13 protein-coding genes and 1 rRNA gene (1 of these 14 only partly in view) are annotated in these 14,307 nt (G+C 58.2%); 4 read left to right on the forward strand and 10 right to left on the reverse strand.

Annotated elements, in window-relative coordinates; translation table 11 throughout:
* Positions 1 to 29: 29 nt before the first annotated feature.
* Entirely contained in the window at positions 30 to 485 is a 456-nt protein-coding gene (locus ACA043_RS00550) for an anti-virulence regulator CigR family protein (RefSeq protein WP_497658419.1), read from the forward strand.
* A gap of 171 nt (positions 486 to 656) precedes the next feature.
* Here the strand turns inward: ACA043_RS00550 and ACA043_RS00555 are convergent, their stop codons facing one another.
* From ACA043_RS00555 to ACA043_RS00600, 10 genes are all read right to left on the reverse strand, one after another.
* Positions 657 to 2,618, reverse strand: a complete 1,962-nt coding sequence (locus tag ACA043_RS00555) for a DUF7844 domain-containing protein (protein ID WP_489881401.1) — start codon at positions 2,616 to 2,618, stop codon at positions 657 to 659.
* Positions 2,615 to 2,935, reverse strand: a complete 321-nt coding sequence (locus ACA043_RS00560; protein WP_034152281.1) for a DUF2388 domain-containing protein — start codon at positions 2,933 to 2,935, stop codon at positions 2,615 to 2,617. Before ACA043_RS00560 ends, ACA043_RS00555 begins: the two co-directional genes overlap by 4 nt.
* A gap of 27 nt (positions 2,936 to 2,962) precedes the next feature.
* Positions 2,963 to 3,271 (reverse strand): DUF2388 domain-containing protein, encoded by a 309-nt coding sequence (locus ACA043_RS00565; RefSeq protein ID WP_187680755.1) that lies wholly within the window; start codon positions 3,269 to 3,271, stop codon positions 2,963 to 2,965.
* Between the two features lie 107 nt (positions 3,272 to 3,378).
* A complete protein-coding gene (locus tag ACA043_RS00570; RefSeq protein WP_497658420.1) occupies positions 3,379 to 3,696 on the reverse strand; it encodes a DUF2388 domain-containing protein in 318 nt (105 codons plus the stop codon).
* 328 nt (positions 3,697 to 4,024) lie between these two features.
* Positions 4,025 to 4,240 (reverse strand): DUF1127 domain-containing protein, encoded by a 216-nt coding sequence (locus ACA043_RS00575; protein WP_007911656.1) that lies wholly within the window; start codon positions 4,238 to 4,240, stop codon positions 4,025 to 4,027.
* 321 nt (positions 4,241 to 4,561) lie between these two features.
* Positions 4,562 to 6,055, reverse strand: coding sequence for a succinyl-CoA:acetate CoA-transferase ScpC (gene scpC, locus ACA043_RS00580; protein ID WP_187680756.1), 1,494 nt, complete (start codon positions 6,053 to 6,055; stop codon positions 4,562 to 4,564).
* 214 nt (positions 6,056 to 6,269) lie between these two features.
* The gene (locus ACA043_RS00585; RefSeq protein ID WP_187680757.1) at positions 6,270 to 7,703 is read right to left on the reverse strand and encodes an NAD(P)(+) transhydrogenase (Re/Si-specific) subunit beta; all 1,434 of its coding nucleotides are present in this window, start codon (positions 7,701 to 7,703) and stop codon (positions 6,270 to 6,272) included.
* Positions 7,703 to 8,023: an NAD(P) transhydrogenase subunit alpha part 2 gene (locus ACA043_RS00590; protein WP_003187417.1), complete on the reverse strand. Its 321-nt coding sequence runs from the start codon at positions 8,021 to 8,023 to the stop codon at positions 7,703 to 7,705. The genes ACA043_RS00585 and ACA043_RS00590 overlap by 1 nt, the downstream gene beginning before the upstream one ends.
* Positions 8,024 to 8,038: 15 nt before the next feature.
* Positions 8,039 to 9,160, reverse strand: coding sequence for a Re/Si-specific NAD(P)(+) transhydrogenase subunit alpha (locus tag ACA043_RS00595; RefSeq protein WP_489881398.1), 1,122 nt, complete (start codon positions 9,158 to 9,160; stop codon positions 8,039 to 8,041).
* Between the two features lie 434 nt (positions 9,161 to 9,594).
* On the reverse strand, positions 9,595 to 10,494 hold the full coding sequence (locus tag ACA043_RS00600) for a LysR family transcriptional regulator (protein ID WP_401270745.1): 900 nt from the start codon (positions 10,492 to 10,494) through the stop codon (positions 9,595 to 9,597).
* A gap of 158 nt (positions 10,495 to 10,652) precedes the next feature.
* Between ACA043_RS00600 and ACA043_RS00605 the strand changes: the two genes are divergently transcribed.
* From ACA043_RS00605 to ACA043_RS00615, 3 genes are all read left to right on the forward strand, one after another.
* On the forward strand, positions 10,653 to 11,834 hold the full coding sequence (locus ACA043_RS00605) for an acyl-CoA dehydrogenase (RefSeq protein WP_095190295.1): 1,182 nt from the start codon (positions 10,653 to 10,655) through the stop codon (positions 11,832 to 11,834).
* Between the two features lie 13 nt (positions 11,835 to 11,847).
* Positions 11,848 to 13,068: a CaiB/BaiF CoA transferase family protein gene (locus ACA043_RS00610; RefSeq protein WP_497658421.1), complete on the forward strand. Its 1,221-nt coding sequence runs from the start codon at positions 11,848 to 11,850 to the stop codon at positions 13,066 to 13,068.
* 644 nt (positions 13,069 to 13,712) lie between these two features.
* Positions 13,713 to 14,307: ribosomal RNA gene (locus tag ACA043_RS00615) — 16S ribosomal RNA — on the forward strand; it runs 942 nt beyond the window's last position.

Consider the following 14,307-nt stretch of genomic DNA (forward strand, 5'->3'; position numbering starts at 1 on the left):
TTGCTGTCAGTGCAGTGAGGAAAGACCGAATGAAAATGCCGAAACGTCTGGTTGCCGGATTGGGGGTGCTGATGATCAGCGCGACTCCGCTGCTGGCCAGTGCCGATCAGCGCGATGATCATGACCGCGGCGGCTCGCAACAGGGTCACTACGATAACCGCGGGGACAATCGCGGTGACGATCACCGTGGCCCGCAGAACGACCACCGTGGTGGTCCGCCACCGCGCGACTTCGGCCCGGTGCGCCAGACCATCCGCGACAATCACGGCTACTTCGTGCGCGGAGCACCGCCACCACCGGGCATCCATCTGGAGCGTGGCCGGCCGTTGCCGCACGGCTATTACGGCGAGCGTCTGGATGGTCGTGCGTTAGGTCGTTTGCCGGTCTATCCGGGCTATGAATGGCGCCGGGCTGGCGGTGATATCGTGCTGATCGCGGTGGGCACCGGGATCGTTTATGAAATCCTGGATGGGGTTTTGTACTGATCTGAAGAGATCACCTGTGGCGAGGGGATTTATCCCCGATGGGCTGCGTAGCAGTCCCAAACCCTGCAAGCGCGGTTATTCAGACATAACCCGCTCGCCGGGATAGCGACTGCTGCGCAGCCGGTCGGGGATAAATCCCCTCACCACAAGGATTTGGGGCCCACCCTTGTATCAGGGCAGTTCCAGTCCACCGGAGGCTTTGTGCAGTTTGCGCAAATGCTCGCCAATCTGTTTCACGTTGGTCTCACTGGCGGCAATCTCGGCAGCGCGCTTGGGCTCCAGCAGCTTGCGCACCTCCGTGTCCAGATCGCCGGATAATGCCAGCAGCTTTTTCTGCCGTTGGCTGCTTTCCGCTTCCAGTCGGCTGAATTCGCTCGGTTGCGGCAGACCGTAACCCTTGGAATCAAGCAGTTCAGCTGGACGACTGAGGAAGCCGCTGTTGGCGAGGATTTCCTGCAAGGTCGCGTTGGCCTTGTCCATCCCGCCGTTTTCCAGCTCGCGTGCACCGAGGTAACGCTGCTTGACCTCATCCTGTGCCAGTAGCAACTGTCGGCGATAACTCGCTTGCTCGAGCAGCAACAGTGCAGCGCTAGTGCGCAGGTCGGCACGGTCGAACCATTCACGGCGTTGTTCGGCGGTCAACGAAAGCCATTCTTCAACAGTGTTCTGTTTGATCGGCAATTGCTTCTTCAATACGTCGAACATCGCCTGATAGCGATCGCGGAACGAATCGAAGCGATAACCCAGACGCAGCGCCTCTTTCGGATCATCCAGCACGCTGGTATCGGCCAGCCCACGGCCTTTGAGCACTTCCAGCAATCCGTTGGGCATGATGCTGTCCAGGCCGATGAACTGCGCGTTGTTGCTGCCGCTGCGCAACAGTTTCAGGCCTTCCACCGCGCAGTTGTTGGACAGGAAGAAGTAGTTGCCGTCGTAGCTCCAATGCATCTCGGCGGCGTGTTCGACCACGCCTTCGATCTCGCTGCGTGACAGGTTCAGCGGTACCGAGGCGAGGCTGCGCAGTTCGGTCTTGGTGTATTCGTCGATGACCTGCGCCAGTGGCAGGACGAACAGCCGGGACGGGTATTTGCCGACCAGTCCGTCCCAGCTCGATAACTGCACATCGCCAACGAAGGCGCGATACGACAGCACCAGATGTTGATCCAGATCGAGCCGGCAATCCGGGCCACGTGGCCGACCGGGCGCGCAGATCACCAGACGTAACATGCTGTGGCCCCAACGGCTGACCCAGTTCTGATTGGCCTCGGCGAGCAGGTAATCCACTGCATAGACACGTTCCGGGTCGACTTGTCCCAAGGGTTGCTTGGCGAAGTCGTTGCCGGCGTTCAGAAACGCAAAGGTCTTGGCGCAGGAATTCGGCGCCGGTGGTGCCCAGCCGAAGTGTTCCTGGTAATAGCGATACAACGCCGGGCGGCGGCAGGCGTAGCTCGGGTCGAGGAGGAAATACTCCATGTTGACCGCGACAAACTCTTTCGGGCTGGAGATCTCGTAAAGATCCGGGCTGCGAGCGATCTGCCGATTATGTTGCTCGCGTTCGCCGCGACGGCCGACGTATTGCTGCCAACCGGCAAGGTCGAGCAGGCGCGGGTCGTCGCTAAGAGTGAAGCGGCGACCGTTCTGGCCACGGCACTCATCGGGAATGCCGATCAGCCCGGCGCTGTTGAAGCGCCGGGTGCAACGCTGGATCAGCGTGCGTTCGGCACTCGGCCACAAACGCGCGCGGTCATAAATGTGGGTGATTTCGTGCAGCACCGTGGCGAGCAGTTCCTGACGCACAGTGCCGTGGGGGCGATTGGTTTTTTCTTTGGCCGCGCTGCCATCGGTGAGACTGGCGAGCAGTTTGCGGTTCAGATCAAGTTCGGCGACCAGCGTGGCCTGGCCATAGGCATTGCCGGGCATGTCGTCGGTCCAGCCGACATCGATGCGCCGATCCAGCCGCTCGATGAAGCTCGGCGGCAGTGCCTGCATGGCTTCATCGATCAGCGCCTGACTGGCCTGTTGTTGGGCGGGCGTCAGACCGTCGGTCTTGAGCCGTAATTGCAGGCCGGCGTGGGCGTTGTTGCCAAGCAGCAACAACGCCCCGGCCAGTAGCCAGGCGCCGAGTGACTTCACAGTGCGAGGATGGCTTCGGCGAGTACCTGATCACTGGCGTCACGCGCTTCTGGCACGCGTGTACGCAAGGTGTTGAGCGCGGCTTCCAGGTGCGCACCACGGATATCACCGTTGCTGGCAACGAAACTGGCGGCGTCGTCGTGGGCTTCGCGGATGATTTTCGAGTCGCGAATCGATGTGGTGGTATCGGATGTGAAATCGATAGTGCGCTGGGAGGCACGAACGATGATGTTACTGGTGGCTACCAGGGTGTGCGCCTGGGCCACGTCGGCCAACAAAAACAGGCCAAGGGCGGCAGCAATCAGCGGGCTACGCATGGAACGACTCCGGAAGGACAAAGATAGCTATTGGACGAGAATTGCTTGCGCCAGTTCAAGGTCGCTTACATGAAGTTTCGGCCGGGTTTTGCGCAGGTAGTGCAGTGCGGATTCCAGTCGAGCGCCTCGCAGTTCTCCGTCACTGGCAACAAACACTGCCGCATCATCGTGAGCGGCGAGCAGCAGTTTACGGTCGAAAGGCGCGGAAGACACCATGCCGGTCGCCCAAACGCTGACGACGGTGTTCTGTGTCGACATATCGAAGGCATCGACCGACGTCGTCCAGCAGGCTGTTAACAATACAGATGGGAAAAGCAGATTTTGAAGAAAACGCATGGGACTCGGTAACGGTTGGCGAGCCGCAAGGCTAGCGCAATGCCTGTTCTAGAGCCAGCGCCGAAACATCGGGACACGACCGGCGTGTCCCGCGATACCGCAATCGCTTAGATCGTCAGAATGGCTTGAGCCAACTGTGCGTCGGTTGCTTGCAGTTGTGGCGCCTGATGACGGATGTGATCCAGCGCGCTTTCCAGCTTCACGCCACGGATGTCGCCTTCGCTGGCCACGAAGCTGGCAGCGTCGTCACGGGCAGCAAGCACGATTTTGTCGTCACGGAAGGACGAAGTGACGTCGGAAGTGGCATCGGACGAGGACTTCAGGGCACCGACGACAGCATCGGTAGTCACGATGAAGCTGGTGGCGCTGGCGTTGGCAGCAACGGCCAGCAGGGCGGCAGCGCTGAGCAGACGAAGACGGGACATGGTGTAACTCCTGTGGATAAACCGTATAGAGAGGTGGCTCGGTATCTGGGAGTCAGACGCCAGTTGCACAGCATTCGCCACGTTCTACGTTGATATTAGGCTTGGTGGTGCGAGCGAGGAAAGCGTTGTGACGAATGACGTGTTCACGGACAGCCTTGAGTGGCGCCTTTAAATTGTGCTGGTGTATTTTAGTTTTTATCTAACTGTACTTGTTTGGATTTTCACGGCGCTGAAATGACAAAACCCGTCGCGGTTTCCCGCGACGGGTTCTGTTTGTTCAATTCGGGTTGCTGGCGGTGGGTCTAACGACCAGAGCCAGCGACGCTACTTAGCGCCAGAACGGCTTGCTCAGCTCTTCGTAGCGTTGTGCTTCGCTGATACCGGCGTCAGCCAGCAGACGCGAATCCAGACGAGCCAGTTGGTGGCGGCTGGAGATGCGGCGCTGCCACAACATCAGGTTGGCGATAACGCGCAGAGGCAGGGAAGCCTGGGTGTTTACAGCTTTGTCTTCGAAGAACAGTTCGGAACTGAGTGTACGTTCCATGGTTGACATCCTTCCGCTTGTGGCGGGATCAGGTAGTGGTTTGACTGGTGCCCATGATCCTCTCGTTTGGCCAGTCTCTCTAGATACAGTTCAACTGTATTGTGAGTGACCAGTTAACTGTTTATAGGGGGTGTATGGGTCAAAATCGAGCAAACTGTACCTGTCCGCACTTAAGTGGTGCGTTTTAACCTGATTTCGAAGAATTTGTAGGGAATAGCTGTAGGAATAGACCGGTACAGCAGTACAGTTTTTGGCAGGTCTGGGGTTTTTAGAATCCCACTGACGCAAGCTGTGTTTGCGCCAGTGGAATATCTGTGCGAATTACACCTTCAGCATGCGCCCGGTTTCTTCCAGGTTGATATGCCAGCTCAACGCTTCGCGCAGGATGTGCGGGGTGTGACCGCCGATTGCACAGGCTGCAGTGAAGTAATCATTCAACGCCTGGCGATAATCAGGGTGCACACAATTGTCGATGATCACCCGCGCACGCTCCCGAGGTGCCAGGCCGCGCAGATCTGCCAGACCCACTTCGGTCACCAAAATGTCGACGTCATGCTCGGTGTGGTCAACGTGGCTGACCATCGGCACCACGCTGGAAATCGCGCCGCCCTTGGCAATCGACTTGGTCACGAACACCGCCAGATGCGCGTTGCGCGCGAAGTCGCCGGAGCCGCCGATGCCGTTCATCATCCGTGTGCCGCAGACGTGGGTGGAGTTGACGTTGCCGTAGATGTCGAACTCCAGCGCCGTGTTGATCCCGATGATGCCCAGGCGCCGCACCACTTCCGGATGGTTGGAAATCTCCTGTGGGCGTAGAACCAGTTTGTCCTTGTACTTCTCCAGATTGCCGAACACGTCGCTGTTGCGACGTTCCGACAAGGTGATCGAACTGCCCGAGGCGAAGCTCAGCTTGCCGGCATCAATCAGATCGAACGTCGAATCCTGCAGCACTTCGGAGTACATGGTCAGGTCTTCGAACGGCGAGTCGATCAGGCCGCACATCACCGCGTTGGCGATGTTGCCGATCCCGGCCTGCAACGGGCCGAGTTTGTTGGTCATGCGCCCGGCATCGACTTCCTGCTTGAAGAAGGTGATCAAGTGGTCGGCGATGGCGTTGGTGTCGACATCCGGCGACGACACGGTCGAAGGCGAATCCGCTTGCTGGGTGATGACAATGGCGACGATCTTCTCCGGCGGAATCGGGATCGCGGTGCTGCCGATACGGTCGTCGACTTTTACCAGCGGGATCGGCGTGCGCGTCGGACGATAGGTCGGGATATAGATGTCATGCAGGCCTTCGAGGTTGGCGTTGTGCGCCAGGTTGATCTCGACGATCACCTGCTTGGCGAAAATCGCGAAGCTCGCCGAGTTGCCCACGGAGGTGGTCGGCACGATGTGGCCCTGTTCGGTGATGGCCACGGCTTCAATCACGGCGATGTCCGGCAGCTTCAGTTGCTGGTTGCGCAGTTGCTCGACGGTTTCCGAAAGGTGCTGGTCAATGAACATGACTTGGCCGGCGTTGATCGCCTTGCGCAAGGTGCTATCGACCTGGAACGGCATACGGCGCGACAGGACGCCTGCCTCGGTCAGTTGCTTGTCGAGGTCGTTGCCCAGACTCGCGCCAGTCATCAGGCTGATTTTCAGCGGCGTGACCTTGGCTCGCTCAGCCAGTGCATGAGGGACGGCTTTGGCTTCGCCGGCGCGGGTGAAGCCGCTCATGCCGACGGTCATGCCATCTTCGATCAGTGCGGCGGCGTCGGCGGCGCTCATCACTTTATCCAACAACGAAGGCAGGCGAATACGGTCACGGTACATGGATTATTTTCTCGGGTAGCGAGTAGCAGGATGCGCAGTCTAGTGAATTTGACGGGCGCCTGTCCCGCTACCAAGGTCGCAAAAGAGGCGTCTATTTAGCGGCTTTCAAGTAAAACATCGTTACCGGATCTGCAACAACGCGGCATATTGTCCGACGCTTTGCGCAAACAAAAACGCCCCGACAAGTCGGGGCGTTCGATGTTGCAGTGCAGAGTTACTCGACCGCTTTGACCATGTCTTCGATGACTTTTTTCGCGTCGCCGAAAACCATCATGGTCTTGTCAAGATAGAACAGTTCGTTGTCCAGACCGGCATAGCCGCTGGCCATCGAGCGCTTGTTGACGATGATGGTCTTGGCCTTGAATGCTTCGAGAATCGGCATGCCGGCAATCGGCGACTTCGGATCGTTCTTCGCGGCCGGGTTGACCACGTCGTTCGCGCCGAGCACCAGCACCACGTCTGCCTGACCGAACTCGGAGTTGATGTCTTCCATCTCGAACACTTGGTCGTAAGGCACTTCGGCCTCGGCGAGCAGGACGTTCATGTGCCCAGGCATGCGCCCGGCCACTGGGTGGATCGCGTACTTCACGGTCACGCCACGGTGAGTCAGCTTCTCGGTCAGCTCTTTCAGTGCATGCTGCGCGCGCGCCACCGCCAGACCGTAGCCCGGCACGATAATCACGGTGTCGGCGTTGGTTAGCAGGAAGGTTGCGTCATCAGCCGAACCGGACTTCACCGGACGCGCTTCTTTCGCACCGGCCGGGCCAGCGTCCACCGTATTGCCGAAACCGCCGAGCAGTACATTAAAGAAGGAGCGGTTCATCGCCTTGCACATGATGTACGAGAGGATCGCACCGCTCGAGCCCACCAGCGAACCGGCGATGATCAGCATCGAGTTGTTCAGCGAGAAGCCGATACCTGCCGCCGCCCAGCCGGAATAGCTGTTGAGCATCGATACCACCACCGGCATGTCGGCGCCGCCGATAGGGATGATGATCAGCACGCCCATCACGAATGCCAGCGCCAGCATCAGCGCGAACGCGGTGAGGTTGCCGGTGAACATAAAGGTCAAGCCGAGTGCCAGCGTGGCCAGGCCCAGTACAGCGTTCAGCTTGTGCTGACCGGCGAACTGTACCGGTGCGCCTTGGAACAGACGGAACTTGTACTTGCCCGACAGCTTGCCGAAAGCGATCACCGAACCGGAGAAGGTGATTGCACCAATCGCCGCGCCCAAGAACAGCTCCAGACGGTTGCCCGCTGGAATAGCGTCGCCCAGCTGTTTGACGATGCCCAGCGATTGTGGCTCGACCACCGCCGCAATGGCGATGAACACAGCCGCAAGGCCGATCATGCTGTGCATGAAGGCGACCAGTTCCGGCATCTTGGTCATTTCAACGCGCTTGGCCATGATCGAGCCGGCAGTGCCGCCGATCAGCAGGCCGACGATCACATAACCGATACCTGCAGTCGCCAGCTCAGCGCCGAGCTTATAAATGAGGCCGACGGTGGTGAGGATGGCCAGCGCCATGCCGAGCATGCCGAACAGGTTGCCGCGCCGCGAAGTGGTCGGGTGCGACAGGCCTTTGAGGGCCTGGATAAAGCAGATCGACGCGATCAGGTAGAGCGTCGTGACGAGATTCATGCTCATTACTTCGGCGCCTCTTCTTTTACTTTCGGGGCTTTCTTCTTGAACATCTCAAGCATGCGGCGAGTGACCAGGAAGCCACCGAACACATTGACCGCAGCCAGTGCCACGGCCAGGGTGCCCATGGTTTTGCCCAGCGGCGTAACGGTCAGAGCGGCGGCCAGCATGGCGCCGACAATCACGATCGCGGAAATGGCGTTGGTGACGGCCATCAAAGGCGTGTGCAGCGCAGGTGTAACGTTCCAGACCACGTGGTAACCGACATAAATCGCCAGCACGAAGATGATCAGGTTGTAGATACCGGGGGAGATAAGCTCTTCCATCGTCTGAATCCCTGCTTAGGCGTTTTTGCGGATGACTTGGCCGTCGCGGCACATCAGGCACGCGGCGACGATGTCGTCTTCGAGGTTGACGTCGAACTGACCTTCTTTAGTGAAGACCAGCTTCAGGAAGTCCAGCAGGTTGCGTGCATACAGCGCCGAGGCGTCTGCCGCGACTTCACCGGCCAGATTGGTCGGGCCGGCGATGGTTACGCCGTTCTCGATCACGATCTGGTCGGCCACGGTCAGCGGGCAGTTGCCGCCCTGCGCGGCGGCGAGGTCGATCACCACCGAACCCGGTTTCATCTGCGCCACTGTCTCCGCGCTCAACAGCGTCGGCGCCTTGCGGCCCGGAATCAGTGCAGTGGTGATGACAATGTCGGCCTGCTTGGCGCGTTCATGTACGGCCTGGGCCTGACGCTGCATCCAGCTCGCTGGCATCGGCCGCGCATAGCCGCCGACACCGACCGCGCATTCGCGCTCTTCATCGGTCTCGTAAGGCACGTCGACAAACTTGGCGCCGAGGGATTCGATCTGCTCCTTCACCGCCGGACGCACGTCAGACGCTTCGATCACCGCACCCAGACGTTTCGCCGTGGCAATCGCCTGCAACCCGGCCACACCGGCACCGAGAATCAGCACGCGCGCCGCTTTCACGGTGCCCGCAGCAGTCATCAGCATCGGCATGAAGCGTGGATAGTAGTGAGCGGCCAGCAACACAGCTTTATAACCGGCAATGTTCGCCTGGGACGACAACACATCGAGACTCTGCGCCCGAGAGGTACGCGGCGCCGCTTCCAGGGCGAACGCGGTAATCCCGCACTCGGCCATTTTGGCGATGGTTTCGTTGTTGAACGGGTTGAGCATGCCAACCAGCACCGTGCCGCGCTTGATCAGCGTCAGTTCGGCGTCGCTTGGGGCGACCACTTTGAGAATCAGCTCGGCGCCAAACGCATCGTTGGCACTGCCAATGGTTGCGCCTGCCGCTTCATAGGCACTGTCGACAACACTGGCTTTAACGCCGGCGCCGGTTTGCACAGTGACCTTATGACCTTGGCTGATCAGCTTTTTAATGGTTTCCGGGGTTGCAGCAACCCTTGTTTCACCGGTCTGGGTTTCGAGAGGAACACCAATGTGCACGTCAAATCTCCTGCGTGATCTTATTGAGTAAACCCAGGCACTGCGGATGGTGCGACTGGGGCGGCCGATCAGCACGATCCCGCCAAATCAGGGCGGGGCGCGGCATTTTGCAGGCGAACTTTATGCCCTTCAAGGGATTATGACGGGTGACGGAAAATTAACTACAAGTCATCCCGTGACCGAATGTCGCAGATAACCGGTTGAATCCCTTGCAGGCCGTGCCTTGTAAGGATTCTGGCTGAATTTGAAAAAATTTCTCATCGGCGACGTGAATAAGCCGTGATGAGTCGCGCGTGAAGGCTCAAAGCCACGTCGGCAGGCGCTTGTGGGACGTCTGTACGACTTTCGGATACAGTCGCTGAATATGCGACAAATACTTATATCTGTAGGGCTTTTGGTTTTCTGACTACGGGGTTAGGTATGGCTGTGAGCCTCTATCCCTCTAGGCTGTAGCTCTGCGCTTGATTTACCAACCAGTCGCGAAATGCCTTCAGAGACGCCGATTCGACCTTTCGCTCCGGAATCATCAGGTAATACGCCTTGATGCTGGAGAGTGCCTGCGGGTTGGCAATCACCAAGCGGTTCTCGGCCAATTCGCGCTGGATCAGGAACGGTGGGATCAGCGCGATACCCATGTCGTGCATGGCCGCCTGAGCCAGCATGGAGAATAGCTCGTAGCGCGGGCCTGTCATGTCGCGAGGGATATTCAGGTGTTGCGAGTAGAACCACTGGCGCCAAGCGTAAGGGCGAGTGGTCTGCTGTAGAAGTGGTAGTTCGGCAATCTCATCGGCTGTCAGATGTGTCTTGTTGCCGAGTAGGGCGGGGCTGCACACCGGCATCGGATTTTCGCCCATCAGCCTGTGGGATTCGGTACCGGACCAGTCAGCATCGCCAAAGTAGATCGCCGCGTCGAAGTCGGTATCGGCAAACAGGAACGGGCGAGTGCGGTTGGTGAGGTTGACGGTGACTTCCGGGTGCTTGAGCTGGAAATCCTTGAGCCTTGGCAGCAGCCATTGGGTGCCGAAGGTCGGCACCACCGCCAATTCGATCACATTGGTGCCCTGCTGGCCCATCACTGACAACGTATCGCGCTCTACCGCATCGAGTTGCGTGGCCACCCGGCGGCTGTAGGAAAGTCCTGCTTCGGTCAGCTTCACACCGCGTCGTGAGCGTCGGAACAGTTCCACGCTGAGGAAGTCCTCAAGGCTGGCGATCTGTCGGCAAATGGCGCCCTGCGTGAGTGAAAGTTCTTCGGCGGCCTTGGTGAAGCTCTCGTGGCGAGCGGCGGCTTCGAAGCTGATCAGGGCGGTGGTGCTAGGGATCTTCCTGCGCATATACGTCAATCTCACTAATGCGCCGCGTAAAAGGCATTCAGCGACGTTTCGGAGTGAGAAATTAGCACAACAGAATGCGAAATCCTCGTTTGCTGCGACGGCTAACCGCGCCTAGGATCAATGCCACGTTAATTCACCCGATTTGCGAGGACACACTCATGGGCGGTAAAGCTAGCTTCAACTGGATCGATCCCCTGCTGCTGGATCAACAGCTCACCGAGGAAGAGCGCATGATCCGCGACACCGCCGAGCAGTTCGCTCAACAGAGCCTCGCACCGCGTGTCCTGGAAGCCTTCCGCCATGAGAAGACTGACCCGGCGATCTTCCGTGAGATGGGCGAAGTCGGCCTGTTGGGTGCAACCATCCCTGAGCAATACGGTGGCAGCGGCCTCAACTATGTCAGCTACGGCTTGATTGCCCGTGAAGTGGAGCGTGTCGATTCCGGCTATCGTTCGATGATGAGCGTGCAGTCCTCGCTGGTGATGGTGCCGATCAACGAATTCGGCACCGAAGCCCAGAAACAGAAATACCTTCCTAAACTGGCGTCCGGCGAATGGATCGGTTGCTTCGGACTGACCGAGCCTAACCACGGTTCTGACCCGGGAGCGATGATTACTCGCGCACGCAAGGTCGACGGTGGCTACAGCCTGACCGGCGCGAAAATGTGGATCACCAACAGCCCGATCGCCGATGTGTTCGTGGTGTGGGCCAAGGACGATGCCGGCGACATTCGAGGCTTCGTACTGGAGAAGGGCTGGAAGGGGCTGAGTGCGCCGGCGATTCACGGCAAGGTCGGCCTGCGTGCTTCGATCACCGGTGAGATCGTGATGGACAACGTATTCGTACCGGAAGAAAACATCTTCCCGGACGTGCGCGGTCTGAAAGGTCCATTCACCTGCCTCAACTCCGCGCGTTACGGCATTTCCTGGGGCGCACTGGGTGCTGCTGAGTTCTGCTGGCACACCGCCCGCCAATACACCCTGGATCGCCACCAGTTCGGTCGCCCATTGGCTGCCACTCAGTTGATCCAGAAGAAGCTGGCCGACATGCAGACCGAGATCACTCTGGCGCTGCAAGGCTGCCTGCGTCTGGGTCGCATGAAGGATGAAGGCACGGCTGCCGTGGAAATCACTTCGATCATGAAGCGCAACTCGTGCGGCAAGTCGCTCGATATCGCCCGTATGGCGCGCGACATGTTGGGCGGCAACGGTATCTCCGATGAGTTCGGCGTGGCCCGTCATCTGGTTAACCTGGAAGTGGTGAATACCTATGAAGGGACCCACGACGTTCACGCGTTGATCCTGGGGCGTGCGCAAACCGGTCTGCAGGCGTTCTATTAATAGGAGAGCGACCATGGGCGCGCTGTCGCATCTGCGGGTACTGGATTTATCGCGAGTATTGGCCGGGCCGTGGGCCGGGCAGATCCTCGCCGACCTTGGCGCCGAAGTGATCAAGGTCGAGCGCCCGGGCAATGGTGACGACACGCGCGCCTGGGGGCCGCCGTTCCTTAAAGATGCTTATGGCGAGAACACGTCTGAAGCTGCTTACTACCTGTCGGCCAACCGCAACAAGCAATCGGTGACCATCGACTTCACCCGCCCGGAAGGGCAGAAGCTTGTGCGGGAGCTGGCGGCCAAGTCCGACATCCTGATCGAGAACTTCAAGGTGGGTGGACTGGCGGCTTATGGATTGGATTATGAATCGCTGAAGGCGATCAATCCGGATCTGATTTATTGCTCGATCACGGGGTTTGGTCAGACCGGGCCTTACGCCAAGCGCGCGGGCTATGACTTCATGATCCAGGGGCTGGGCGGGCTGATGAGTCTGACCGGTCGGCCTGAGGGTGATGAGGGCGCCGGGCCGGTGAAGGTCGGTGTGGCGCTGACGGATATTCTGACCGGTCTTTATTCAGCGGTGGCGATCCTCGCGGCACTGGCTCATCGCGATCACGATGGCGGTGGCCAGCACATTGATATGGCATTGCTGGATGTGCAGGTCGCCTGCCTGGCTAACCAGGCGATGAACTACCTGACTACGGGCAATGCGCCCAAGCGTCTTGGTAACGCACATCCCAACATCGTGCCTTATCAGGATTTCCCGACGGCTGATGGTGATTTCATTCTGACCGTGGGTAATGACGGGCAATTCCGCAAGTTCGCTGAAGTGGCGGGGCAGCCACAGTGGGCTGATGATCCGCGTTTCACTACTAATAAGCTGAGGGTGGCGAACCGGGCGGTGTTGATTCCCCTCATCCGGCAGGCGACGGTGTTCAAGACCACGGCTGAATGGGTGGCCCAGTTGGAGCAGGCTGGTGTGCCGTGTGGACCGATCAATGATCTGTCCCAGGTGTTCGAGGATCCGCAAGTGAAGGCGCGTGGGTTGGCGATTGAGTTGCCGCATGCGTTGGCGGGGATGGTGCCTCAGGTGGCCAGCCCTATCCGGATGTCTGAGACGCCGGTCGAGTATCACCGGGCGCCTCCTTTATTGGGCGAGCACACGCTGGAGGTTTTGCAGCGGGTACTGGGCTTGGGCGCGGGTGCGGTTGCCGCGTTGAAGGAGGGAGGAGTGCTCTGACGATTCCTTCTATATAGAAGGAATACCGTTTGCTTCCTATATAGAGAAGAATTTGGGTGTTTTTTAACCGATCTGCAAGTGATTGAAAGAAAAGCGAAATTAGTGGTTGACGGCAGATTCTGGAAGTCTATAATTCGCCCCACTTCCGGCGCAGTCGAAACGGAAAACTCCTTGAGATTCAATGAGTTATACGGTTTTCGGCAGCGGGTTGCTTCAGTTCATCGAAGCCTGGAAGGAGTTGAAAGAGCGGTGATGTTTGGCTCTTTTAACGGTTCGATCTTCTCGGTCGAAAGCGGAGAAAAAGAGGTGTTGACAGCAGCGAGTAACGCTGTAGAATTCGCCTCCCGCTAACGAGAGATCGGAAGCGCAAGTGGTTGAAGTTGTTGAAGAATTCTTCGAAAACTTCTGAAAATAATCACTTGACAGCAAATGAGGCTGCTGTAGAATGCGCGCCTCGGTTGAGACGAAAGATCTTAACCAACCGCTCTTTAACAACTGAATCAAGCAATTCGTGTGGGTGCTTGTGGAGTCAGACTGATAGTCAACAAGATTATCAGCATCACAAGTTACTCCGCGAGAAATCAAAGATGTAACCAACGATTGCTGAGCCAAGTTTAGGGTTTCTTAAAAACCCAAAGATGTTTGAACTGAAGAGTTTGATCATGGCTCAGATTGAACGCTGGCGGCAGGCCTAACACATGCAAGTCGAGCGGATGAGAGGAGCTTGCTCCTGGATTCAGCGGCGGACGGGTGAGTAATGCCTAGGAATCTGCCTGGTAGTGGGGGACAACGTTTCGAAAGGAACGCTAATACCGCATACGTCCTACGGGAGAAAGCAGGGGACCTTCGGGCCTTGCGCTATCAGATGAGCCTAGGTCGGATTAGCTAGTTGGTGAGGTAATGGCTCACCAAGGCGACGATCCGTAACTGGTCTGAGAGGATGATCAGTCACACTGGAACTGAGACACGGTCCAGACTCCTACGGGAGGCAGCAGTGGGGAATATTGGACAATGGGCGAAAGCCTGATCCAGCCATGCCGCGTGTGTGAAGAAGGTCTTCGGATTGTAAAGCACTTTAAGTTGGGAGGAAGGGCATTAACCTAATACGTTAGTGTTTTGACGTTACCGACAGAATAAGCACCGGCTAACTCTGTGCCAGCAGCCGCGGTAATACAGAGGGTGCAAGCGTTAATCGGAATTACTGGGCGTAAAGCGCGCGTAGGTGGTTTGTTAAGTTGG

Source organism: Pseudomonas sp. LBUM1648, from assembly GCF_059716145.1.